At 30.6% G+C, this 24,490-nt stretch carries 33 protein-coding genes, 1 tRNA gene and 1 CRISPR repeat array; of the genes, 10 read left to right on the forward strand and 24 right to left on the reverse strand.

Going from position 1 to position 24,490, the window contains the following annotated elements:
• The 22 genes from I6E31_06290 to I6E31_06395 all read right to left on the reverse strand — a co-directional run.
• On the reverse strand, window positions 1-624 hold a 624-nt coding region (locus I6E31_06290; GenBank protein ID MCF2639582.1), incomplete at its 3' end, for a hypothetical protein.
• Window positions 625-640: 16 nt separating this feature from the next.
• Window positions 641-1,870 carry a hypothetical protein gene (locus I6E31_06295; GenBank protein MCF2639583.1) on the reverse strand — a complete coding sequence of 410 codons (1,230 nt, stop codon included), beginning with the start codon at window positions 1,868-1,870 and terminating at the stop codon, window positions 641-643.
• Between the two features lie 68 nt (window positions 1,871-1,938).
• The gene (locus I6E31_06300; GenBank protein MCF2639584.1) at window positions 1,939-2,814 is read right to left on the reverse strand and encodes a hypothetical protein; all 876 of its coding nucleotides are present in this window, start codon (window positions 2,812-2,814) and stop codon (window positions 1,939-1,941) included.
• 19 nt (window positions 2,815-2,833) lie between these two features.
• Complete coding sequence (locus I6E31_06305; GenBank protein MCF2639585.1) at window positions 2,834-3,622, reverse strand: hypothetical protein; 789 nt, start codon at window positions 3,620-3,622, stop codon at window positions 2,834-2,836.
• Window positions 3,606-3,836, reverse strand: a complete 231-nt coding sequence (locus I6E31_06310) for a hypothetical protein (GenBank protein ID MCF2639586.1) — start codon at window positions 3,834-3,836, stop codon at window positions 3,606-3,608. The genes I6E31_06305 and I6E31_06310 overlap by 17 nt, the downstream gene beginning before the upstream one ends.
• Window positions 3,826-5,487, reverse strand: a complete 1,662-nt coding sequence (locus I6E31_06315) for a hypothetical protein (GenBank protein MCF2639587.1) — start codon at window positions 5,485-5,487, stop codon at window positions 3,826-3,828. Before I6E31_06315 ends, I6E31_06310 begins: the two co-directional genes overlap by 11 nt.
• A 2-nt stretch (window positions 5,488-5,489) precedes the next feature.
• A complete protein-coding gene (locus I6E31_06320; GenBank protein ID MCF2639588.1) occupies window positions 5,490-5,873 on the reverse strand; it encodes a hypothetical protein in 384 nt (127 codons plus the stop codon).
• Window positions 5,846-6,277, reverse strand: a complete 432-nt coding sequence (locus I6E31_06325) for a hypothetical protein (GenBank protein ID MCF2639589.1) — start codon at window positions 6,275-6,277, stop codon at window positions 5,846-5,848. Before I6E31_06325 ends, I6E31_06320 begins: the two co-directional genes overlap by 28 nt.
• Window positions 6,258-7,508 (reverse strand): PBSX family phage terminase large subunit, encoded by a 1,251-nt coding sequence (locus tag I6E31_06330; protein ID MCF2639590.1) that lies wholly within the window; start codon window positions 7,506-7,508, stop codon window positions 6,258-6,260. The genes I6E31_06325 and I6E31_06330 overlap by 20 nt, the downstream gene beginning before the upstream one ends.
• Entirely contained in the window at window positions 7,498-8,127 is a 630-nt protein-coding gene (locus tag I6E31_06335) for a hypothetical protein (protein MCF2639591.1), read from the reverse strand. The genes I6E31_06330 and I6E31_06335 overlap by 11 nt, the downstream gene beginning before the upstream one ends.
• A 135-nt stretch (window positions 8,128-8,262) precedes the next feature.
• A complete protein-coding gene (locus I6E31_06340) occupies window positions 8,263-8,421 on the reverse strand; it encodes a hypothetical protein (protein MCF2639592.1) in 159 nt (52 codons plus the stop codon).
• Window positions 8,418-8,750 carry a VRR-NUC domain-containing protein gene (locus I6E31_06345; GenBank protein MCF2639593.1) on the reverse strand — a complete coding sequence of 111 codons (333 nt, stop codon included), beginning with the start codon at window positions 8,748-8,750 and terminating at the stop codon, window positions 8,418-8,420. The genes I6E31_06340 and I6E31_06345 overlap by 4 nt, the downstream gene beginning before the upstream one ends.
• A complete protein-coding gene (locus I6E31_06350; protein MCF2639594.1) occupies window positions 8,744-9,181 on the reverse strand; it encodes a hypothetical protein in 438 nt (145 codons plus the stop codon). The genes I6E31_06345 and I6E31_06350 overlap by 7 nt, the downstream gene beginning before the upstream one ends.
• Window positions 9,178-9,480, reverse strand: a complete 303-nt coding sequence (locus tag I6E31_06355) for a hypothetical protein (protein ID MCF2639595.1) — start codon at window positions 9,478-9,480, stop codon at window positions 9,178-9,180. The genes I6E31_06350 and I6E31_06355 overlap by 4 nt, the downstream gene beginning before the upstream one ends.
• Window positions 9,477-10,019, reverse strand: a complete 543-nt coding sequence (locus I6E31_06360; protein ID MCF2639596.1) for a dUTP diphosphatase — start codon at window positions 10,017-10,019, stop codon at window positions 9,477-9,479. Before I6E31_06360 ends, I6E31_06355 begins: the two co-directional genes overlap by 4 nt.
• Window positions 10,020-10,021: 2 nt before the next feature.
• Window positions 10,022-10,261 (reverse strand): hypothetical protein, encoded by a 240-nt coding sequence (locus tag I6E31_06365; GenBank protein ID MCF2639597.1) that lies wholly within the window; start codon window positions 10,259-10,261, stop codon window positions 10,022-10,024.
• 12 nt (window positions 10,262-10,273) lie between these two features.
• A complete protein-coding gene (locus I6E31_06370) occupies window positions 10,274-11,062 on the reverse strand; it encodes an ATP-binding protein (protein MCF2639598.1) in 789 nt (262 codons plus the stop codon).
• The gene (locus tag I6E31_06375; protein MCF2639599.1) at window positions 11,062-11,850 is read right to left on the reverse strand and encodes a helix-turn-helix domain-containing protein; all 789 of its coding nucleotides are present in this window, start codon (window positions 11,848-11,850) and stop codon (window positions 11,062-11,064) included. The genes I6E31_06370 and I6E31_06375 overlap by 1 nt, the downstream gene beginning before the upstream one ends.
• Before the next feature lie 191 nt (window positions 11,851-12,041).
• Window positions 12,042-12,114 (reverse strand) — tRNA-Lys (locus I6E31_06380).
• A 724-nt stretch (window positions 12,115-12,838) separates the two neighbouring features.
• Window positions 12,839-13,069, reverse strand: coding sequence for a hypothetical protein (locus I6E31_06385; protein MCF2639600.1), 231 nt, complete (start codon window positions 13,067-13,069; stop codon window positions 12,839-12,841).
• Between the two features lie 121 nt (window positions 13,070-13,190).
• A complete protein-coding gene (locus tag I6E31_06390) occupies window positions 13,191-13,613 on the reverse strand; it encodes a hypothetical protein (GenBank protein ID MCF2639601.1) in 423 nt (140 codons plus the stop codon).
• Between the two features lie 19 nt (window positions 13,614-13,632).
• Window positions 13,633-14,067, reverse strand: coding sequence for a helix-turn-helix transcriptional regulator (locus I6E31_06395; protein MCF2639602.1), 435 nt, complete (start codon window positions 14,065-14,067; stop codon window positions 13,633-13,635).
• Window positions 14,068-14,218: 151 nt separating this feature from the next.
• Between I6E31_06395 and I6E31_06400 the strand changes: the two genes are divergently transcribed.
• The 10 genes from I6E31_06400 to I6E31_06445 all read left to right on the forward strand — a co-directional run bounded on the left by I6E31_06400 (window position 14,219) and on the right by I6E31_06445 (window position 19,250).
• Window positions 14,219-14,392: a hypothetical protein gene (locus I6E31_06400; GenBank protein MCF2639603.1), complete on the forward strand. Its 174-nt coding sequence runs from the start codon at window positions 14,219-14,221 to the stop codon at window positions 14,390-14,392.
• Between the two features lie 142 nt (window positions 14,393-14,534).
• Window positions 14,535-14,750 carry a hypothetical protein gene (locus I6E31_06405; GenBank protein MCF2639604.1) on the forward strand — a complete coding sequence of 72 codons (216 nt, stop codon included), beginning with the start codon at window positions 14,535-14,537 and terminating at the stop codon, window positions 14,748-14,750.
• A 63-nt stretch (window positions 14,751-14,813) separates the two neighbouring features.
• Window positions 14,814-15,917, forward strand: a complete 1,104-nt coding sequence (locus tag I6E31_06410; GenBank protein MCF2639605.1) for a YqaJ viral recombinase family protein — start codon at window positions 14,814-14,816, stop codon at window positions 15,915-15,917.
• Window positions 15,917-16,090, forward strand: a complete 174-nt coding sequence (locus tag I6E31_06415; protein ID MCF2639606.1) for a hypothetical protein — start codon at window positions 15,917-15,919, stop codon at window positions 16,088-16,090. Before I6E31_06410 ends, I6E31_06415 begins: the two co-directional genes overlap by 1 nt.
• Entirely contained in the window at window positions 16,090-17,082 is a 993-nt protein-coding gene (locus tag I6E31_06420; protein ID MCF2639607.1) for a recombinase RecT, read from the forward strand. Before I6E31_06415 ends, I6E31_06420 begins: the two co-directional genes overlap by 1 nt.
• A 45-nt stretch (window positions 17,083-17,127) precedes the next feature.
• Window positions 17,128-17,412, forward strand: coding sequence for a hypothetical protein (locus tag I6E31_06425; protein ID MCF2639608.1), 285 nt, complete (start codon window positions 17,128-17,130; stop codon window positions 17,410-17,412).
• A 12-nt stretch (window positions 17,413-17,424) separates the two neighbouring features.
• Window positions 17,425-17,631: a hypothetical protein gene (locus I6E31_06430; GenBank protein MCF2639609.1), complete on the forward strand. Its 207-nt coding sequence runs from the start codon at window positions 17,425-17,427 to the stop codon at window positions 17,629-17,631.
• A gap of 95 nt (window positions 17,632-17,726) precedes the next feature.
• Complete coding sequence (locus tag I6E31_06435; protein MCF2639610.1) at window positions 17,727-17,930, forward strand: hypothetical protein; 204 nt, start codon at window positions 17,727-17,729, stop codon at window positions 17,928-17,930.
• 54 nt (window positions 17,931-17,984) lie between these two features.
• The gene (locus tag I6E31_06440) at window positions 17,985-18,176 is read left to right on the forward strand and encodes a hypothetical protein (GenBank protein MCF2639611.1); all 192 of its coding nucleotides are present in this window, start codon (window positions 17,985-17,987) and stop codon (window positions 18,174-18,176) included.
• A gap of 54 nt (window positions 18,177-18,230) precedes the next feature.
• The gene (locus I6E31_06445) at window positions 18,231-19,250 is read left to right on the forward strand and encodes a tyrosine-type recombinase/integrase (GenBank protein MCF2639612.1); all 1,020 of its coding nucleotides are present in this window, start codon (window positions 18,231-18,233) and stop codon (window positions 19,248-19,250) included.
• Window positions 19,251-19,387: 137 nt separating this feature from the next.
• A CRISPR array of direct repeats spans window positions 19,388-20,211; the repeat unit is 30 nt; unit sequence ATTTACAATCCTCCAAGGTTAAATAAAAAG.
• A 219-nt stretch (window positions 20,212-20,430) separates the two neighbouring features.
• Here I6E31_06445 and I6E31_06450 read toward each other — a convergent pair.
• Together I6E31_06450 and I6E31_06455 are read right to left on the reverse strand one after the other, a co-directional pair.
• Window positions 20,431-21,630, reverse strand: a complete 1,200-nt coding sequence (locus tag I6E31_06450) for a dicarboxylate/amino acid:cation symporter (GenBank protein ID MCF2639613.1) — start codon at window positions 21,628-21,630, stop codon at window positions 20,431-20,433.
• 174 nt (window positions 21,631-21,804) lie between these two features.
• Window positions 21,805-24,399 (reverse strand): cation-translocating P-type ATPase, encoded by a 2,595-nt coding sequence (locus tag I6E31_06455; protein ID MCF2639614.1) that lies wholly within the window; start codon window positions 24,397-24,399, stop codon window positions 21,805-21,807.
• Between the last annotated feature and the right edge of the window lie 91 nt (window positions 24,400-24,490).

Consider the following 24,490-nt stretch of genomic DNA (forward strand, 5'->3'; position numbering starts at 1 on the left):
GTTGCCATTAACAGTACCACCACTTGTTGACAAATAAGGGTGAGTGTGTGAATCAGGTGGAAAAGTGGCAGGTTTACCTGAAACATTACTCCAGCTAGTAGGAAAAACAGTAGGTTTACCAGTTATTTCCGACCAAGCGTGATTATGTGCTGATGGTGTAAATGAACTAGGTTTCCCTGCCACACTACCCCAAGCTGATGGAAACGAACTAGGCTTTTCTAAAATGTCATCCCATCTTAAACTGACTGCTGTACTTTCTCCAGGTTCTCCTTTTTCTCCTCTATCTCCTTTAGCCCCTTTTGGTGCTGTAAATTCATAAGTATTGTTATTAGTAAGTGTTATAGTATAGACATTTCCACCATTACTATCATTATTTTTATAGACTATACTTTTAATTCCAACCCCTTGAACTCCTTGAACTCCTGTATCCCCTTTAGGTCCTGTGTTTCCAACAGGTCCTATTGGTGCTGTAAACTCTAATTTGTTACCATTACTTAAAATAAGATTATAGACTTTACTTCCATTTGTTGAAGTTTCTTTTAGTTCTATCCCAGTAATACTTACCCCATTTTGACCAGTTGCCCCAGTAGGTCCTTTTATATTACCTATCTTTAATCTTGCCATTTTACCAGCTCCTTTCTTAATCTATTTCTAAAAATAAATCACCATTAGATTCTAATGTAAATGTTGGTGGTGTAGTTTCATCAGGGTAAACCACATACAAATCTCCGTTAGGCTCAACTTCTAAGGCGTATTGACCTTGTATTGGTGCTGTAATACCTGTGTTTCCTTGGTCCCCTTTATCACCCTTGTCCCCTTTATCACCCTTATTACCTTTATCACCTTTAAGAGCTATAAAAGTACCTGCAACATTTCTATTATCTAGATTGACATTATACTTATTTCCAGTTGTTGTAGTCTCTACAAAGCTAACAGATTTAATACTGATTCCGTTTTCTCCAGTATCACCCTTGTCCCCCTTATCACCTTTTATAGAGTCCCCTTTAGGACCAACAGGTCCTTGTTCGCCCCTTTCTCCTGTGTCTCCCTTATCTCCCTTTAATTTGCTTTTATTATCTTCAATAAACTTGTTAAGCTCTATCTTTTTATCATCTACATGTTTATTAATACTAGGTTTTGAAGTATCTATTATATAATCATCTATACTAGGGATAACTACATCATCTTTATGTTTTGTTATTGCTTTTTTGCACTCTTCTGTTAAAGTTTCCAAAGCAGTAGCTAGTTTAGTTTTTAAAGTGTTAAGCTCTCCTAATAACTTATCAGTCTCATCTCTTAACTCTTGTGACATTTTATCTTTATCAGCAAGTAAAAGTTTTTTAACCTCTTCATATGCCTTATTAACCATAGAATCAAACTTGTTATACATTTCATCAACAGGTAATGCCTCTAGTTCTCCATTATCATTCATATAGAGAACTGTAAAAGGCTCTAACTGTACTAGAACTTTTGTCATTTTCAATGTATCTGCTTTAATTCCAGTGTTTTTTAAGTAAGTAAATAACTTTGTAGTATCATCTACAAGCTGATTATATTTATCTACTAAAATAGTTAAGTCAGGAAAATCCTCTATATACTTACTAGAATCTTGTGAGTAGATATAAACTAACTGGAACTCTGTAGCCTGTCCTAGTATAGTTTCATCTTGAATAATTAAAAAAGTATTTGAACTTTCTTCCTGATATGTATATTGCCCTTTTGCTAATGCATAAAATTTCCCTTTATCTTTTCTCCAAAAAGGGATCATCTTATTGAGTTCTAAGCCATTAACTTCATACTTATTCCCTGTATTATCAAATTCTCTGACTATCTCAACAATCTTATCACTTTTATAATCTTCATTTGCCATTAATTTCCTCCTATAAGAAAAGGCTCAAGGCTCTTTTAAGCCTCAAGCCTTAGTTAGGTTTATTTATTTTAGTCCATTAAAGATGCTGGTCTAGCTGATTCAGTAGGTTTTAGAGATAACTTAGTGATGAAGTTAGGCTCTATAATTACTGATCCAGTTGATTTAACAACTTGTAGATGCCATCTTAAACCATCAGTTTCATAGAATTTAGCTGTTGGAATTACTGAACCTTCCCACTCAGCATAACCGAAAGAGTTTGACGGAATAATATAAACAGTTCCTGAATCCACTAATTGAGATATAAATATTTCAGCACCTTTCATTGATAAAGGTAAAACTCCATCTCCACCAGTGATTGCATCTTTATAATCTCCATGGATGAATGCATCAGATGTAGAGAATCTTTTATAATCTTCTCTATTCATAACTATTGCAACACCTTTTTTACCGTCAGGAGTCATTTCAGCAGATACATAACAATCTCTAATTTCTGCTAAAAGTGTTCTAGCCGCATCTAAAGTAGTAGGGTCTAATGTTGCACTACCTGCTTTATTTAACTTAGCATCTGACTCTGTTATCTTCTCTATAATCTTTTCATCTTCTTTTGTTAAAACTGCATTTGTAAGTCTGTTGACAATTGGATCCTTTAAGTTTAATTTAGTTTTTTTCATTTCAGCTTGTGATAATTTATCTTGTGCTGAAACATATTCAATAGTAGCCACAAATTTAGAAAAGTCTGGTCCATCTCCTGAGAAACTAGAATCAAACATTGTTGGTACACCATCTTTAGCTTTTCCACCTTTATATCTGTAGAAAGTGATTGACTCTCCCCCTTCTTGTGTTTTTCTTTCTCCAAAAGTTTTTAATCCAGCTGGTTTAAGTTGGTCCATGCATGCTAAAACTGCTGTACTAAAATTTTGTTGTACTGTATTTGTAGTTGCCATTTTTTACCATCTCCTTTTTTTATTTTAAGTTAAAAGTTTTTTTAAATTGCTCTTGTTGTTCCTTTGATAGATCCTTAATAAGTTTATTAACAATTGGGGTTCTATCTTCTCCATCTCCTAGATGCTTAGCTAGATAGTCAGTATATTCACTGATAGCTCTATCAAGTGTCATGCCTTGCGATCTAACTTCCTTACTTCCCTTAGTAGTTCCTAATCCTAAAGGTTTTCCACCATTACCTTTTATAAAAGCTCTATGAAGTAACTTGTAAACTATTGGATTACTCATAGCTTCCTTATAAACTTTATTTAACTGCTCATCACCTTGAGTTATTTCTTTTAAAAATTGTCCTACTGCTTTATAATCTCTCTTTTCTTGTAGAGATAATGATTTTTGTAGTTCAGCTTTTACCTTTTCTTTATTAAATGCCTCTGTTTCTCTACTCTTTAAAGCGTATTCAATCTCTTTATTTAATAGATATTCAACTTGCTTTTGAGTAAATCCCTGCTCTTTTAACTCTGCCGCTTGGTTATTGAATAACTCTCTAACCTCATCATTTTCAAAGTTTATTCTATCTTTAAAAGCAGTAAGGTCATAATCTCCAAATTTAGCCTCTATACTGTCATCAAATTCAAGGTCATCAGGATTAAACTCACTATCATCTGTTTCTTGTTCCTCTGCTCCCTCTTCTGTATTATCAATCAAATCATTGGTATCATCTCCACCTGCTCCTCCAGTTATTTCAGACACATCAGGACCTTGCTCAACTGTTTCTTCTGTAGTTTGATCTAAATCAACTATTTCTTCCATCCATTAACACCTCTCTTCTTTTTAAAATTAAATCTGTTTTTAATTTCCCTAGTAGTTCCCTCTGTTCAGGATATCTATTAGTTTTCAAATAATGAAACTCTCTTTTCCCTCTCTCATCTAGCTCACACTCTTCTATTAGTTCTATTAACTCATCATTAGAACAGAATTTAGCTAAGAGTTTATTATATTTATCTCTTTTATCTCTATTCTCCATTAATGCCTCCTGCTATAGCCTCAACTTGTTGTTGAAGTCCTGCATTTTGTACTTGACCTAGTTGTGCTAGTTGTGCTATTTGCTCATCTCTCTTAATAGCATTTTGAACATCTGTGCTATTAGGAATAAGTTCAGCTGGTATTCTCATCATTTCAGCACTCCATTTATTGAAGCTTGGAATGTCTATGAGGTATTTTCTTCTATTCTCATCAGTAATTTCAGCATTGATTTGATACCAACTTACTGCATCCATTACTCTCTCCCTACCTGCATTCTTAGTTAATTCATTAAGATATACAATCTGAGAGAACTCTAAATACTTGTTATTCCCTGTATCTCCGCCTTCTATACTGCTATAATCTTCCAACAATCCTTTTTTCTGTAGAATGATATAAGCATCCATAAAAGTTGGCTGTAATAACTCTGTATTTATAAGCTCATAAGCTCCTGAAAATTCCTTTCTAAACATCTCATGTCTTAAACTCATTTCAGTAGCACTTCTATTTCTAGTATCTAAGACATCACCGAGAGGCTGTGCCATGTATACCTCTCTTATTCTTTGTCTACAATCTGCTATATCCTGTTCAACTGGAATAAGATTAGTTCCAAGGTTAATAGGCTGAACTCCTAAATCATTTTCAGCACTTAGCCCATCACCTGCATAGTTCTTTGCTCCTGCCTCAAGACTGACCTTATAGATCAAATCAATATTCCCTTTGAAGTTGAGTGGAGGATCTACAATTTTATCTACATGTGTTAATCTCTTAGTTTTATAATTTTCTAAGTCAGTAAATAAATCTGTATTTTCTCTACCAATACCAACTCCCCAAGGATTAGAACTATCAGTACTCCATCTAAAAACTCTGTAAGGTTGATAGTCTAGTACTTCCTCTAAAAGCAACTCATCAAAGTTCTCTGTATGGACTAGATGATAATAAACTACTGTAGAATCTGCCTCATTGAAGTCAGGTATTACACTTTCAATAACATTTATAGTTTTTTTCAGATCCTCTTCATCAGCCATTTCATCAGGTTTTTTCCAACCATCTATATGGCCAAACATATCATTTAACTGTTGTAAGTTTTTACCTGAATGAATTTTGAATGTGATTGTAGGATGTCCGAAACTATCCTCTAAAAAATAGAAGTTGTCCATGTTTATATACTCATAAGTAAAAGGTTTAGAATTACTTTTAAGTTCAACTATTTTCCTTATTCCTGTTCCTACCCTTATACAGTCCATCACTGCCTTGGCAGTTTCTGTATAGTAATTAGTAGTCTCATTTAGCTCATAAACAGTATTGCTATTTTTTCCCATTAATCTATTTAGATTTTCAATAGCACCTTTAGCAACTTCTCCATCTGTTGCTGTCATCTCTTTATAAGCCACAGGATTAGTTTTAAGCATTGCCCAACTTCCACTTCTTGAGAAAATAGATGTCATTATAAAGTTACATAAAAATCTTTGAGATGTCAGAATAACTGAATCAATCTTTCTTCTCTCTAATTTTTCCATTTTACCACTGTCTTTAATCTCAAAAAATGGATCTGTTAATTTAAAAGTTTCATTATAGCTTTCTTTTATATCAGACTTATAGTCTTGTGCTTGCTGGAAGAGTTGTTTTAATTTATCTTGTGTTACTAATGCCATAACTATCTCCTCCTAAAAGCTTTTTTTAGCTTGTCCTCATCAGACTCATCAGAACTATATCCTTTAACTGCATTACTAAAATCTACAGTTGTGGTAGGTTTACCCTTTTTTTGCTCTTCAACTTGCTGATTTGCCATAACTTCACTATCTTTTTGAACATCTTTATTGAATTTGTCTTCTCTTTGTTGTTGCTGTTCTCTCTCTCTTGCTAATCTTTCAGCCTCTTTTCTTTGACGTTCAGCTTCTTTTTTAGCCTCTTCATTAGGGTCATTACCTATCAATCCACCAGTAACACTACCTAAGACATCACCAATAAAGCCACCTTTATGCTTTTTTATATGATTTTCAATTCTATTTTTTAAACTATATTCAATTTCTGTTTGCATCTTGTCACCTCCTTAACAATGATAATTATTAAGTTATCTTTTTTTATTTCAGTAACATTTTTATATCTTCTCTTAATGTGATTATGTAGACTCTCAACCTGCTTATTTTCTGCTGTTCTCCACACTCCTATGCATCCATATTCTTTTAAGATGCTATCAAATAAGTAAATTATTGATTTTAAAGAATAATTTTCCATGTTTGGAAGTTTGAACATACCAATAAAAGGGATGCTGTTGTATATTTCTACATCACAGTAGTAAGAATCATTTAGAAGAAAACCTCTATCTGCATATCCTTGTTTTTGTGATCCATAGAAATAGTTTTTATATTCCTCTTCTCCTTTGAGAGTTTGGATATAATCCTCAATCTCTTTTATCTCTTCTTTACTTAACTCCCTTATCAAGATAATTCCCCCATTCTTTACCTGTCCATCTTTCAAATGATTTTTGCTTAGAGCTTTCTGAATATATTGCATATCTTAAAGCATCTAATAAGTCATCATTTGCTTTAATAGGCACTCCTTTACTCTTATCCCACACATAGTTGTAGATCTCTTTTTTGAAGTGACTGCAACTATCTAAGACATAGAATTTATTAGTTTTCATTAAATGAGCAACTACCTCAATACCTGATAAAACTTCTTTATTAGCATTATGTGCTTGGAATCCCTCACGACTAAACCTAGCCACGTGTTCAGGTCTAGCAGAATCACAATAAAAATCTATATTTCCAAACTCTTTTACAACTTCTTTAGCTTGTTGTACCCAATAATCAATCTCTTCATACTGAGCAACTATCTCTTTAACTAGTAAATGATTACCTAGTCCATCTACTCCAATAACTGCAATAGATCCTAAGTGTTCATATCCCCAGTCAACACCAGCAAAATATTTAATTATGTTTTGCTTATTGTATCTAGCAAGAATCATAGATTTATTAAAATCTTTATAGACAACTCCCTCACTATTTACCCAAAGACCTAGAATATCTCTGTCATAAAATAGTCCTGTTGGAGTTGTTGACTTAACATTTTCTTTATACTCATCAGTAAGAAAATCATTGTCATCTAATTCAAAATGAATCTCAATTATCTTATTATCATCAGCTTTATCAATATAGTCAGTTTTAATATAATGTTCAGGATTATCAGGGTTAGTGTCCATCATTACCCTAGCACCTTCTCCTGAGCATCTATTTAATATCTCTCTGACTACTTCCTCAACTGCTGTTGTTCCCTCGTTAATATAAGCACCAAAGGAAGTCATCCCCCTTATACGTGCCATATCTCTAATTGTTCCATGTCCAAAACAACACACTTTTACTCCAAAGAGCTTAAATTCATTATGCTTATTAAAATTAATCTCAATACCATACTTGTTAGTTAATTCTATTAGCACATTACGAGCAAGAGATCCTAATGAGTTTCCTGCAAGAATATACTGAGGCTCTGGAATATTAAGCTTATCAGCTATCTTTCTGACTCTTTTAAGCTCTAATAAAAATAGATCATTATCTGCCACTGTTTTCCCTGCTCTTTTTGCTCCATGTAGAACTAAGAGCCAAAAATTTTTTTTAAAACATTTGAGAGCTTCAATCTGCTTTCTTGTATATAACTTTCTTAGATTATTCTTCATCCAATGCCTCCATAAGAGTGTTTATGTACTGATCCAGCTTTTTCTCTGCTCCACTCTGTTCTGTTGTAGCTTTCTTTTTATCTATTTCTAATTTTTCCAGTCTTTCAATTCTATCTAGTTCAAATATTTTTTGCTCTAGTTCCTCAGACATTAAAAGCTTTTCAATAGCTGCCTTGGAAACTCTTCCATTTTCTTGCCAGTTACTTAATTCGTACTCAATAGCCTCTAAGATCTCATCATTTAACATCAATCTTTTCAGCTTATTTTCTCTTATTTTTTTCCTCTGATTATTTCTAAACTCTTTAAGATATTCAAGTTGTGATTGCTGTAGATTTTCTTGAGTGCTTAATCTTCCAATAGTTGACCTAGGTATTCCAGTTTGTTTTGCAGCCTCACTTATACTTGCACCCTCTTTAATTAGAATCTTAGCCGTTTCCTTAGCTATCTTCCTGTTTTGTCGTTTGTCGTTTTTTGTGTCGTTGTCGCTTGTCGTTAAACTCTTTTTATGTCTCTCTACAGTTCTGACAGACACGTTACATAGTTCAGCAATCTCTTTATTACTTTTGCCCAGTTTTAAATATGCTATTATCTTTTCTTTGGAACTCACGTCATCTGCCACACCTCCTTGGAAAATAAAAAAAGGGAACTAGAAAAACTACAGAAATAATCTGTAATTCATCTAGTCCCCTCCGCTCTGAGTGCTAACTAGTATATATAATTATAAATATATTTTACCACAATTATCCTTATTTATCTAGTTTTCTCCACTCATTTTTTCATTCTCATCAATTTCTTGTTCAATGCTTAACTTAACTACAAATCCTTTTTTATCTAGCTTTAATTTGATATAGCAATTCTTATAAATTCCCCTATCAACATTTTTCAAGAAAGTTTCTAGTTTTTTATTTCTCATGCCTCTTCTCCTAGTATTCTTTGAATATCTTCCAAACTTCTAACAATGTGATATATTGCTCCATTCTTTTTAAACTGTTGTTCAATCTCTTTTTGTTCCTTGCTCTGTCTACCTGTAGTTGTCTTAATTTCAATTCCAAGACATTTACCCTTAAATAATATAAGTAAGTCAGGAAAACCTTTTTTCTGACCTTTTGCTAAACTTCTATGTATATTCTTTTTACTATCATAGACAGTTATATTATTAGTCCTTTGAAAAAATAGTTTTCCTTGGTTCTCTAAGATGCTTAAATAATCAATAATAGCAGATTGAATTTGATTTTCTACCATTTCCAGAACTCCCACCATTTTGGAGAAAGTTTTTTTATTTTACTTAAAAGAGAATCATTTAATCTACATAGCTCTTCAATATCTTCATTAAGTTTCATCTCTTTTTTATCACTCTCTTGAAGTTGAGTTCTTAATTTATTATTTTCAGTTTTCATCTCTGAGATGATAGCATTTTTATCTAAAACTATAGACTCTAAATCATGATTTTTAGTATTTAATTTACAATTTTCTTCTAAGATTTTTTTATTTACTTCACTCAAATCATTGATAGTTTTATTAAGTTTCTCATCTTTAACTAAATACTTTCTATCAGCATACTCATCAAAGAGATCCTGAAAAGCTTTTTCAACTGCCTCTTTAGTTCCAAGCTTTCTAACTGCCACCCCTCTAAAGATGTCAACTTTTATGTACTTTTTTCTTTTCTTTTTCAATTTTTCACCTCCAAGAAATTAACAACATCACCTATAACTGTTTTCTCATATTCCTCTCTTGAAACTACAATTTCTTTTGTTGCAATATAAGAAACTTTGAAAATGTATTTTTCAGGTCTGCTTTCAATAAATGCCATTGGAACTGTTGTTTTCCCATTAAAAAAAAGTCTTGTAAAGCTTACTGTTTTACTTGGAATATATTTTTTATCTAAAACTTTACCAGTTTTAATATCATATTCAACATCTCCACACCCTGCTAAAGTTATAAGACATAAGCTTATTAATAAAAACTTTTTCATTCTTGGATCACCCAATCTTTATTAATTCTAGTAATATTCTTTTGCCATTTCTCCCAGTAAGTTTCTAATAAATCCTGTCTCGTAAATCCTCTTTTATAAACTATTTTCATATAGTCATAGAAAGTTGTTAAATCATTTCTATTCCATAAATCGTATTTGAAATCCATAATCACAGAATATAATTCTTGGTCTATTTCATCATAATAATTTCGTTCAAAAAAATCTCTACAAAAATTATTTTTATAATTATCTACGTCGATGAAATACCTATTAAAATACTGCAAAAAGAAAAATAGAACATCTGTTAGTTCTTCTAATTCTTTCTCTCTGCTATATTCTTTCTGCTTCCAAGTTTTGAAATTATACTCATATGGTAACTCTCTTAGGCATTCTTGGAACTCATCATCTATTGCTAGTAGAATATCTAACAAACTTCTTTTTCTTGGTACAAATCCGTTTTTTCTATTTTTTTCTATATTTTCATCTAAAATTCTTTGTAACTCTAATAAATCATTAAAACATCTAGGTTTACTAATCATTTTTATTCATCTCCCTCACACTTTCTGAACTCTCCAATGCACTCTTTTAACCAGCTCTCTATATACTGCATTGAGTATTCAGAGCTAAATCTCTTAGAAAAAGTATAACCTGATCTTAGTGCCTTTGGTTCTCCACTCAAGTAATAATATTTCACTTCCTCGTTATAGCACTCATAAAGATAAACAAGGTAATTCTTATTCTCATAGCTTGCTATAACCTCTGGATAAACTCTATTAGACATCTCATCATCTCCTTATGCTATACTCTCCCAGAAAGTTTCTTTATTAATCCCCCTTCTGCTTTTTCCAATAACTGCAATTGGGTAACACATATCTACAACCCTATCTCTTATCCTACTTCCTAAATTCTTTTCAATCTCACACTTAGAAAGATCTTCATGATATTTTAAGTTTGTAGATATTATCAAAGGCTTTTCAGATCTGTAAGCTGTATCAATCAAATTGAATATCTTCTCATCTCTCCAAGTTACATTCTCAGTATTAGAAGTCATCTCAGCACCAAAGTCATCAATGATTAATAAATCACATTTCTTAACATTTTCAAGAACTGCCTTTTCTTCCTTTTCCCATTCTATTTTTAGCTTGTTGAAATATAGCCCAAGGTTCATAACAAACACACTTTTTCCGTGTTCTCTTAGATAGTTAGCTATACAAGCAGTTGCATAAGTTTTACCAGTTCCAACTCCTCCATACAGTAACATCCCTACATTTTGATTTTTTGTTAGAAAACTTTTTGCATATCTTTCAGCAGTTCTCATATGCTTACTTGACATATCAGCATTTTCAAAGGTACTTTTAAAAAACTTGGCATCAACTACAGATATATCCATGAACTTTTTAACTCTGTTCATTCTACTTTCTTCATCCTGTTTCTTTCTAAGTGCTTCCATTTCCTGCTCATGCAGTTTCTCCAAGCAGTTACAAGCTGGAATATACTTAAGTTTTTCTTGCATAAATTCAGGCATATAGCTTAAATCAGCACTGTTTTTTATATATTCTTTTCCACAATATTGACATTTCATTATGCTATTTCCTCCCCTTTTCCTATGTATTTTTCAAAATAGTCCTCTGAAAAATCTTCATATTCAGAACTATTTATAACTTTTCCACTTTTCTTTTTAGCAGCCTCTTTTTTTATTTCCCTAGGTTTATAAAAATACTCAAGGTTATAATCATCAGTTAATGCTCCTACTATCCAACCCTCACTTTTACCATTTTCCTTGGCTATTTTAAGAACTTCTTTAATACGTGAAATAGGTTTACCTAGTCTTGCTATCTTCTCATAGTTGATTTTATAACTAGCAAGTAACATTCTTATTTCTTGATAATATCCTCCTGAGTTAGAAACAGGATCAGGCTCTGCCTCTTTCTCTCTCTCTTTATTCTTAATTGTATCTTCTTTATGTATATTCTTAGACCCACATGGGATGTAGGTACTTGTAGGTACATTTGATGTAGGTACTGGGGGTACATCAGATGTAGGTACATTCAATGTAGTATCATCTAATGTAGGTACATTTGATGTATCTACTTTGACATTATTAAGATAATATCTGTTTGCTTTTCCTTTTAATCTTTCAACTGTGATTAGACCTTTTTGTTCTAAACTTTTTGTGTGCTTAACTATAGTTCTAGTATCTTTTATTCCTAATTCTTTTGCTAAAGTTTCAAGTTTTGGATAAGCATAATCATTACTTCCTATATGTCTAGCTAAACAAACATACAACATCTTCTCATAGATATTGAGATCATATCTATCTACTAAAGCATTATCTAACCAAAACCAGTCTCTTTCTCTCATCTCTCTCATATTATCCTCCTACTGAGGGACTATGCCACTAGACCCCTCTCTTTTTTTATTTTGTAACTGCCCACCATCTTCTAAGACCCTTGGATCTAGTGGCTTAAAGATGATGAACAGATACCAAATAAAAATTTGTCAGGGATTTTTTACAGAAATCCCCGAAAACTGAATTTTTTTCTTGGAAATTATAGTGGTGATGGGAATGATCAGAATTGAACTGATGCACTCACGATTAAAAGTCGTACGCTCTACCAACTGAGCTACATTCCCATACTACCCTCGTGTGAGGGTTATAGAGTTTTTATTGTTTTTTATTTTTTATAATAAAGAAAATAATTTAAAAAATTATAAACCAAGCTCCACGATCGATACGGAGAGCAACCAAATTGCCGCTAAAATCTAATTATTTGAAAACAATCTACCTCCTCCAAGGACACAAAATTGGAAACAAATTTTTTAAAGGGGGATTCACCTCCAATTTTTTTATTAATACTAAATAATAATGAGTGATTGCCCTTGTTGGAACATACCAGCTTACTTATGGGATTTTATATTCAGGAAAGTGATTCATAGCACTTGCTGATATGCTCCAATAAAGGCAAACTACCATTTTGTTGACATCAACAAGCATATTGCCGACGTCAGCAAAATGATATTCAAAAATTATTTTTTTATATTTTTATCTCTTTTTCCCTTCCATATCCAACCAATAGCTATACCAGCTATTACAGAAAAGAATACAATACCAAAAGTTGTAAATCCTGACATTTCATCACCTCCATCTTGGCACTCTTCATTATTTCAATTTTTTATATTGATTTTTTTACACACTTGCATTATAATTAAGTTATCTATAATTATATATAACTATAAATAATTATTTATAAGGGAAGTGGTTTTATATGAAAAAATCTGATGAAATAACTACTAAAAAACAATTAGAAAAAATTATATCAATGATTAAAGATTATGATAGAAATACAGCAAAGTAATTTTATTTTGCTGTATTTTTTTCCTCTTTTTTTCTTACAACTATTTCATAGCCTAATCCATCACAAAGTCTTTTAAGTGATCTCAATTTGATTCCAGTACCATCTTTTAATTTATTCATAAAAGATTGAAGAACACTTCTTTGTAAGCCTAAAGTTGTAGAAAATTTTGATCTGCTTTTATATGATCTTTTTATTTCTTTATCTAAGACTTCATAAATATCTTTTATCTCCATTCTCTTCTCCGTATACTTTTTGTTAAACAAATATTTTTCTTTATTGTATAACATTTGAAGTACATTGTCAATAAAAAAAGACTAGAAATTAATCTAGTCTAAAAAATGTATATTTAAAAAATTATTTAAATTCAGAAATATTATAATTATATTCAGGGTTGGGGCTTGCGTAATTTTCTATTTTTTTAACCATAGAAATAAGATATTTTCCTGTTTCATTTGAATTAATTTCTTGCCTCGCTATTCCTAACAACTGAGATACCATCACAGCCATTTCTGTTACAAATTCCCCTCTTTTATCAGGGTTCAAAATAAATCCTTTTAAATTAAACCTATTTTTAGCAACAAAATCAATAATAGCTTTCATATGAGAAAAAGCATAATCCATTATGTCTTGTTCATCCAACTTTTTAAAATCTGATAATATTATAATTGCTTGTAAAATAGACAATACTTGTAATTCTATTTCATTAAATTTCAGTGTTTCTTTCATGTATTTTAACTCTTTTTTTAATTGTTCTTTTTCATTATTAAAAAATAGCATAACATCACTTCCACAAAAATTATAATTTTTCAATTTCTTTTTTTATTGCTTCTAATTCAGCCTTTCTATTTTCGTATGTTCCATTTTTCCTTGCTTCTACTTCTCTTTGTAGAATCATCAACTCTAATATAGCTTTTCTATTTTCAGCTGTAGAATCTGCCATAAGGTAATTTAAAAGTTCTCTATCATTTCCTTCTCCTAACAAGAACTTGTTATCTTGTAGAACTTTTTTAGCTACATCATCAGGCAAAACTTCTTCCAAATAAGCTTGAGTTAATTCTTTTTCTTTATCAGGATAAACTTTTATTATTTTAGAAAGAATCTCTTTATTTACTGGTCTTGCTCCTCTTTCTATATTGCTAATATATGTGAAATGTATTTCAGTTTTTTCTCCTAAGCTTCTGATGCTATCTCCTTTTTCTTCTCTTATCTTTTTTAAAACTTCACGGAACATATAAGCCTCCTTTCAAACCTTCTGTATATCAACTATTATACAATATTTTTTTGAAAAAGTAAAAAAATACTTGACATCGTATACTTTTTGTTATACACTACAATCAAAGAAAACGTATAACAAAAGTTATACAAAAACTCAGGAGGGTACTATGAGAGAAATAGTTGAAGGAATGATTGAAAAGTTAGATTACTTTGAAATTGAATGTGAGGAATTAAAAAAAGATGCTTATGATGAACTAGATAGAAACGAATTTGCAGACAATCAGTATCTTTGGGCAACAATCAGAAGAATGGCGGAACTATTAGAACAATACACAGCCTAGGAAGAAAGGACTATGAAACTATCAGATTATAAAAAAATGATGAACAAACTTGCTGGATTAGGTTATCCAGTGAAAGAAATGACAATAACAGATTTTTACATGATGGTTAGAATTTTTACTAAATAGATTTAAGGAGGATTAAATGAAATTAGAAACTAAAATAACTATTTCTATAAATTATGCTGATCTTGGAGCTCAAATTGAAACACCTATAAATCTCAATAAAAAAGAAGCAGAAGATATATGCCAAATTCTATATAATGCATTATTTAGAGAAGCTGGAGCCACTAAAAGTTTTATTCAAACTTTAAAACCAAAAGCATATAAAAAAACTACTATACCAGCAGAAGAAAATTAAGTTTTTAACACAGCTCTCACACTGATGAGAGCCATGTTAAAAATTTAAAAGAGGTGAAATATTATGACAGTTAAAGAGCTTAGAGCTAAATGCAAGGAATTAGGTTTAAAAGGTTTTTGGACATTGAAAAAAGCAGAATTGGAAAAACTAATAGAAGAAAATACTGTACATCTACATGATAGTGAAGTTCTGTTCACTGGGGAATGTTCAGGAGATGGAGAATGGTTAAATCATAGAAGAATAGGAGCAACAGACACATCAGTTCTTATTTGTGATAATGCTTATAGAAATAACTTGCTTGATAGACCTGATAAATACACAAGTCCTTTCTTAATGTTTGAGGAGAGAAAAGGAAGATATAAAAAAGAGATTTCTTTTAACTCACAGGTAGCAATGGACTTTGGACACTATGCAGAAGATTTTATAATTGCACATCTTCCAGTACTATTTGAGAAAGAGTTCAATATTAAGATCCAAGATACATTAAAGGGTAATCAAGTTGTAGCAAATAAAAACTATCCTCTATGGAGTTGTACTCCTGATAGCTGGGTAAAAATAGAAGGTGAATGGTATCCAGTAGAGCTAAAAACTGGAAATAGTTATACAGCTTATGAATGGGAGAGAGAGGAAGTTCCAAACAAGTATTTTGCACAAGTACAACAACAACTTGCAGTACTAGGGAAAACTAAAGGATTTTTAGTTGGATTTGTAGACAATAGATTTACTAGAGTTTATGAGATTGAAAGAGATGATAAACTAATCAGTCAAGCTTATGAAATAACAAAAAGATTCCAATATTACCTTGATAACGACATAGCCCCTGAACTTAATGGATGTGAGGCTGAATGTGAGTATCTTAAAGCTGAGTTTCAAGGATTTGGTAATAAATATGAGAAAGTTCCAAGCATTGATTTAGATAGCAAAACAGTTCAAGATTATTTTGCTATGGAAGATACTAAAAAAGAGTTATCAAAGGAAACTAAAGAGATTGAAAAAGATATGAAAATGCTAACATGTATCATACAAAATAAGATGCTAGAGTTTGAAACTGAAAATTTAGTTATAAATGGTAGTTATCTAGCAACTTGGAAGATAGATGCAAGAGGAGCTAAAAGATTTAGTTTTAAAGAGCTTAAAGAAAATCAAAAAATTAAAGAGGTGGCATAATGTATTTAGATTTAAGTGATAAAATCGGAGATTTTTTAATGGATTTAAAAAAATATCCTGAAGATTATTGTATAAGAGATGTAATAGACAAACTAGATGATTTTTATGATAGAGCAATAGAGTTAGAAAATGAAATTGAAGATTTAAAAGATAAATATGAGGTGGAAGAATAATGGCAAGAGCAGTAAACAAATTAGTAACAAATGAAAATGAGGTTTCAACTGGAGTTCCAGCTTTAAAAAGTGCATTAGCAACACAAGCAATAAGAAAACAAATTAAATCATTGCTTGGTGATAGATCAGGGCATTTTATGATGGCAATAGTTCAAGTTGTAGAAGGTACTCCACAACTACAACAGGCAGAGCCTCAATCAATAATCAATGCAGCAATAGCAAGTGCAGTGTTAAATCTTCCTATTGAGAAAAACCTAGGATTTGCTTATATAGTTCCTTACAAAGATAGAGAAAAAGGAATGATTGCACAGTTCCAATTAGGATATAAAGGTTATATACAACTAGCTTTGAGAAGTGGAGAGTATAAATATATCAATGCTATTGAGGTAAAAGAGGGAGAAATTAAAAATTATAACATGCTTACTGGAGAGTTGGAGCTAGAATTTATTGAGGATATTGATAAAAGACTTGAAGCTAAAACAGTTGGGTATGCTAGTTATATAGAGTTTAACAATGGATTTAGAAATACACTCTTTATGACAGAGGCACAAATGAAAAATCATGCTAAAAGATATAGTCAATCTTATCAATATGATGTTAATTACAATAAGAAAAATTCAAACTGGAGTAAGAATTTTGAGGCTATGGCACTTAAAACAGTTTTAAAACTTAATATCAGTAAATATGGTGCTTTATCAGTAGAGATACAAAAAGCACTTCAAACTGATGGAATGGTAGTTAATGAAATAGAAGATGATGGAACTATAGCTGGAAAGTTCTCAGACAATAATGGAGATGTAGTTGAGGTTATAGATGATATAAAAGCAACTGATGAAGATAGAGTACAGTTATTAAAATTAGCAGAGCCTTTAAAAATCAATCTTGTTGATGTAGTAAAGAAAGAATTGAGAATTGATTTTGAAACTATGAGTAAATCAGAAGCTAATGAGGTTGATGCTTTTATAACTGACAGATTAGCAGATATGATGTAAAAATGAAGAGGGATCTTCCCCTCTTTTCCTTACAGGAGGAATAAAATGGTATTTAATTACATAATTAAAAGCTATAAAGGAATAAGAATATCAGATACTGGAGATATTTTTAATGATGTTAAAAAGGATGTAGTAACTAGCCCAATAGATGCTTTAAAAGTTTACCAAGAGCATAAAAGATTAGGATTAGATCCTGAGATCTTAAAGAGAGTAGACAGGAATTGGATGGAGATTAAAGAGAAAGACTTGGAGCAAGACAAAGCTAAGATGAAAGCTGTAAAAGTAAAAGGACTAAAAAAAGCTTTTCAAATAGTTACAGTTGGGCTATGAAGAAGGTGGCAAATGAAAAGAGGAACTTATAAGAAATGCACTAGAAAAAGAAATAAACTTATTAAGCAATTAAAAGAATTTTGTAGAGTTGATTATAAGATAGATAATAAAACTTTGATACTGAAATTAGCTATTTCCAAGACTGAGTTTTATAGAAACTTTAAAACTATAGCTGATGAATGTAGAAAGTTAAATAGAAGTGAGAGCTTATTTGGTTAGGTGATGAGCATGTGGGAATTTATTTACTGGGTAATAATAATCTTAGCAGTTGCTGGGATTATATTAGAGGTTATAGATGGAGGAGAGTGGCAAAAATGTGGAGATGTAAAGAGTGTGGTGGAACTGAGTTCATAGAGCAATACATGAATGGATATAGAAAATATAGGGAATATGATAAAGAAGGTGAACCAGTTTATGATTCACAAGTTGATAATGACCCTGAGCTAGATATAGAATGTGAGAATTGTGGAAATAGAGGAGATCACTTAACAGATATAGCAGAGTGGGTGGAGGAGTAATATAAATTATTCCCATTTTCATTGAAATTGGGAAAGAAACGAGGTAGAATATAAATGGAAAAGTTACTAAATGAAGATAAAATGTTAAACAAATACGAGGTCATGAAGTTGCTCAATGTTACAGAAGAAACGGCTAAAAAGAAGATGCAAGAAATAAATTGCGAAATTAGAAGAAAAAATAAAAATGTTAAAACATTAAGAGGTCGTGTTAGTTCTAAAGCATTGAGAGAAAAATATAATCTTTAATTGAAAAATAAAGGGTAACTTAATACCCTTATTTTTTTTATCAGGAGGTACTTCATGAAAAATCCAAACGGCTTTGGTACAGTCTATAAACTGACTGGAAATAGAAGAAAAAAATGGGTCGCAAGAAAAACTATAGCTTGGGAAGATGGGAAACAAAAAAGGGTAGTTGTAGGCTACTTCGAGAGCAAAAGAGAAGCAATGGAGGCACTAGGAAAGTTTATATATAATCCAAACTCAAAAATAACCTTAGATGAAGTTTATGAAGAATGGAGCAATTATCACTTTAAAAAGTTAAGTATAAGAGTTGCTGAAAATACTAAGTACACTTATAACGCTTACTTCAAAGAGATAAAAACTATGTATATAAGAGATATTGAAATAACTACACTTCAAAGTTTTTTTAGTAAGCTTGAAGAAAGTTTATCTAGTGCAAGTGTGAAAAGAATAAAAAGCATAGCAAGTATGATATTTGATTATGCAGTGAAAAAAGATATTATTGATAAAAATATCACTAAGTTTATAGAGTTACAGAAATTCAAAGCAGTTAAAATTAAATCACAATTTTCTACTGAGGAAATAGAAACATTGTGGAATAATAAAGATATGTACCTTGTAGATAGTGTTTTAATACTTATCTACACAGGTATGAGGATATCAGAGCTGCTTAATTTAAAAATAGAAGATATTAGCTTAGAACATGAGTATAAAGTTATTCATGTTAAAGCAAGTAAGACAGATGCAGGAATAAGAGATATTCCAATCAGTCCTCTTATACTTCAACTTATAACTAAAAATATAAGTGTTGGTAAAGAATATCTTTTTTTAAACTCAAAAGGGAATAAATTCAATTATCCAGCTTACAGAAATGCTTTTAAAATTCTTATGGAAAAATTAAATATGAATCATACTGTGCATGAGTGTAGACACACAACGGCTACTCTCTTATCCAACGCTGGAGCGGATCCAACAAGCATCGTTAAAATTCTTGGGCACACAGATTATACTTTAACGAGTAGAGTTTATACTCATAAAGATAAAGAGCAGTTAGATAAAGCAATCAATTTAATTCAATAAAAAGCAATAAAAAAAGTAAGTGTTGTCTATTTGTTGGCTACGACCATGCTTTTTAGTACTTTCTAGTACTAGTAGATACCACTTACTTTATATATAAACTTTGTGATATTAGCAATATCACGGTTCTTTATAAACTATATAACAATCCTCCAAGGTTAAATAAAAAGGAGACTAGAAAAAATATATGATGTCAATACAGATTAATTTACAATCCTCCAAGGTTAAATAAAAAGATTTATGAAAGACCTAATTAAGATTGAGGAAAGAAATTTACAATCCTCCAAGGTTAAATAAAAAGCTTGTCTTACACGTTTCTTAATACCAAACGTATACTATTTACAATCCTCCAAGGTTAAATAAAAAGTGTAGATTTAAAGGCTTTTATTTTAAAATCTACATCATTTACAATCCTCCAAGGTTAAATAAAAAGTTTATGGATTGACCCAATATGGTTTAAGGAAAACTAATTTACAATCCTCCAAGGTTAAATAAAAAGGATCTCCAAGTTCTGGTATATTAATACCAAATATATATTTACAATCCTCCAAGGTTAAATAAAAAGATTCTTGGGTACGTAAGTCTATAGAGAGTATTAAAGATTTACAATCCTCCAAGGTTAAATAAAAAGTCAAATAGATAAAGCTATGTCTGGTAATTTAGGTTTATTTACAATCCTCCAAGGTTAAATAAAAAGTAGGTTATATTTGGTAATATTGCCTATGTTATTTATAATTTACAATCCTCCAAGGTTAAATAAAAAGTTATAAGTTAAAAGTTTTCATTTCAAACCCCTAATAGATTTACAATCCTCCAAGGTTAAATAAAAAGAACATTGCTTGTCAACTGGGTGCAATGTCTTGCATCTATTTACAATCCTCCAAGGTTAAATAAAAAGTTCTTTAGTAAATATCATCTTTTTTCTCCTTTACTTATTTACAATCCTCCAAGGTTAAATAAAAAGTAACACACTAACTATCTTTTGTCTTATAATACTCTCTTTTATAATTTTTGTCCATCTGAATTTTTATAAAAAAAATTTATACTAATTCTATTTTAAAATAAAAAATATACTTAAAAAATCTAAAAATTAAAGCTATTTGTCTATACATAAACTTTTTTACATTATAAGAAATCGACAATAAAAAACCCACTACTTTTATAGTGGGCATTTTTCTAAATTTTATTTATTTTTCTTTTTAAAAATTCCATTAAGCATCAATGCTAAAGCTCCATCTCCAACTACATTACAAGCTGTTCCAAAGCTATCTTGTAAAGCAAATATTGTAAGCATTAACCCTGTTCCCTCTTCATTAAATCCAAGTACTGAAATTATTATACCTAGAGATGCCATTACTGTTCCACCTGGCACTCCTGGAGCTCCAACTGCAAAGATTCCAAGTAAAATAATAAATAATATCATTGTTCCTAATGAAGGAATTTGTCCATATAATATTTTTGAAACTGTCATAACAAAGAAAACCTCTGTTAACACTGAACCACATAGGTGAATAGTTGATCCTAAAGGAACAGCAAAATCTGCTATATCTTCATCTAAAACACCTGATTTTTTAGCACAACTTAAAGCTACTGGTAGTGTTGCTGCTGAAGACATTGTTCCTACTGCTGTAAGATATGCTGGTCCATAGCTTTTTAATAGTTTTAAAGGATTTTTTCCTGAAATAATTCCACCTAATGTATATAGAACAGTTAACCAAATAAAGTGTCCTATTAAAACTATAATAATTACCTTTAAGAATACTGGGAATTGTTTTATAATCTCTCCTTCATATGCTAATGTTGTAAATGTTGAAGCTATAAAAAATGGTAGTATTGGAATTATAATTTTATAAACTATTTTCAACATTATATTATTTAATTCATCTAACAGTTTTTCAAAAGTTTTTGATTCTGTCCATACAACTGCTAATCCTAAAAATAGTGCTAAAATCAATGCTGTCATTACTGAAAAAACAGGTGGTATCTCCACTTTAAATATCAATTTTGGAATTATATTTTTTACTATATCAGATTTTGCAGCAATATTTAACTTAGGAATAATCATATATCCTGCTGTCATAGATAACAGAGCTGCTCCAACAGATGATAGATATGCCATCATCAACATTGTTCCCAACATTTTACTTGCATTTGCTTTCATTTTTGTTATTGCAGGTGCTATAAATCCTAGAATAATAAGTGGTATTGTAAAGTTTATTACCTGTCCAAGTATAAATTTTATAGTGTTTATTACTCCAATTATATTTTGTGCTGTTTCTTGGCTAACACCACCTATTTTTGCATCTAAGGAATAACCTAAAATTAATCCTACAAATACTCCTAAAAGTAACTTAAATATCAAACTTTCTCTTAATTTTGCCATAAGAATTCCCTCACTTTTATTTTTTTATTTTTTTAGTCAACAATATTTATTTTAGAATATAGCACATTTAAATAATTAAATCAATTTTATTTTAAAAATTTTTCAAAAACTTTTTTCAAAAAAAATAGAGAGATAGATAAAATTCTACCTCTCCATATTTTTTAGATTATTTAATTATCTTCTATATTTTATAAATTTAGATATTTGTATTATTAGTGTTGGAACAAATGCAAGTCCATATATTGTAAATAGTTCATTTGTTGTTAAAGGAACTACTTGGAAAATAGTATGGAATGCAGGTACTAATAATATTATATTTAATAGAACAAATCCTATAACAAAAGCTATTATAGAGAATTTATTTGAAAATATTCCAAGTCCAAATACTGATGCTCCACCTCTACAATTAAATCCATGGAATAATCTTGCTAGACATAAAACACTAAATGCTATTGTACTTGCTTTTAATGCATTATTATCTTTATATCCAATATAGAATCCTATCATAACAAATAGTGCTATTAAAATTCCTTCAATTAAAATTTTTCCTGAAAGTTCTTTAGTTAAAATAGGTTCTTTAGGATTACGAGGTTTCTCTGTAAGAACATCTCCATGTGATGGCTCCATTCCTATTGCTATTGCTGGTAAACTATCTGTTAATAGGTTAATAAATAATAGATGCACTGGTGCAAATATTACTGGAAGTCCTACTAATGAAGAGTATAATACTGCTAAGATTCCAGCTGTATTTCCTGATAGTAAAAATCTTATTGAGTTTTTAATATTAGCATAAATATTTCTACCAGTTGTTACAGCTTTTACTATTGTTGAGAAGTTATCATCTGTAAGTATCATAGATGCAGCATCTTTTGATACCTCTGTTCCTGTAATTCCCATTGCAATTCCTATATCTGCTCTTTTTAAAGCTGGAGCATCATTTACTCCATCTCCTGTCATTGCACAGATCTTACCTAATCTTTGCCAAGCAGTTACTATTCTTATCTTATGTTCTGGAGATACTCTTGCATATACAGAAGTAGAAGCAACTTTTTCTAATAATTCATCATCAGAAAGTTTTTCAACATCTACACCTTCCATTACATTGTCTCCATCTTTATAAATTCCAATCTCTTTAGCTATTGCTGTAGCTGTTATTTTGTGGTCTCCTGTTATCATAACTGGTTTAATTCCAGCAGTTAAACATTTTGCTACTGCTTCTTTAGATTCCTCTCTTGGTGGATCTATCATAGCTGTTAAACCAATAAAGATAAAGTTATCTTCATCTTCTCTTGTTATCTCTTTTTCACTTTCTAATACTTGATAAGCAAAAGTTAAAACTCTCAATCCAGTTTGAGCAAACTCCATATTAACTTTTTCAATATTTTTAATATCTTCAGAAGTTATATCTCTTACCTCTCCATTAACTAATATTTTTTTAGCTTTTGGTAAAACAGAGTCTAAAGCTCCTTTAGTAAACATCATTATTTTTCCATCTATATTATGCACTGTACTCATAAGTTTTCTATCTGAATCAAATGGAATCTCTGAAATACGTGGATATCTATTTTTTAACTCTTTTCCAGATTGATTATAGTGGATTTCTGAAAGATTTACTAGAGCTATCTCTGTCGGATCTCCTATTTCACTAGTTGCATCATTACATAAAATAGCTTCTTTTATTAATAAACTTTCTCCCATTCCACTAGCATTTAAATCTTTTTCATTAAATACTTCATTATTGATATAAACTTTTTTTACAGTCATCTTATTTTGTGTAAGTGTTCCTGTTTTGTCTGAACATATTACTGATACACAACCTAATGATTCAACTGATTTTAAATTTTTAATAATTGCATTTTCCTTTGATAATTTTTGAGTTCCGATAGCTAAAACTATTGTAACTATTGAACTTAGAGCTTCAGGAATAGCAGCAACAGCCAATGCAACTGCAAACATAAGTGAATCAAGAAGTTTTACTCCATGAAGAATATTTATTCCAAATACAAGGATACATAGTATAATAATTCCTATTGATAATTTTTTACCAAAGTTATCTAATGAAACTTGTAATGGTGTTTGTTTCTCTTTTGTTGCCTCTAATAAACTTGCTATCTTTCCAAGTTCTGTTTTCATTCCAGTAGTAGTTACTAAAATAACTCCTCTACCATAACTAACTAAGCTCCCTGAGAACACCATGTTCTTTTGATCTCCAAGAGCTAATTCATCTTTATCTATCACTGAACTTATTTTTTCTACTCCTTCTGATTCTCCAGTTAGTGAGCTTTCATTAATAAGAAGTGAGAAACTTTCTATAACTCTTCCATCTGCTGGAACAACATCTCCTGCTTCAACAAAAACAATATCTCCAGGGACTAAGTATTTAGATAAAACCTCTACCTTTTCTCCATCTCTTAAAACTTTAGATTTAGGAGCAGATAGATTTTTTAAACTACTAATAGACTCTTCAGCTTTTAAATGTTGAACTGTTCCTAATATTGCATTGATAATTATAACAACTAAAATTACAACAGCACTTTCCACATTTCCAGAGATAATAGAGATAATTGATGCAATAATCAGTATAATTACTAGAAAATCTTTAAATTGAGAGATAAAAACTTGCATTGTACTCAATTTTTTCTCTTCATTTAACTGGTTATAACCATATTTTTCAATAGCTATCTCTACTTCACCAGTTGTCAATCCAGTTTCCTTGCTGTTTAACTTACTCAGTACCTCCTCTTTTGTCATAGCAAAATAATTTTTCATAAAATCCTCCTATTATGTATAATATTTATTATTCTAAATGTTTTTACTTTTCTTTTAATTTTAGATAAAAAAAGACTTCTGATATAGAGAT

This window comes from Fusobacterium varium, from assembly GCA_021531615.1.
In the GTDB taxonomy this organism is placed as follows: Bacteria; Fusobacteriota; Fusobacteriia; order Fusobacteriales; family Fusobacteriaceae; genus Fusobacterium_A; species Fusobacterium_A varium_C.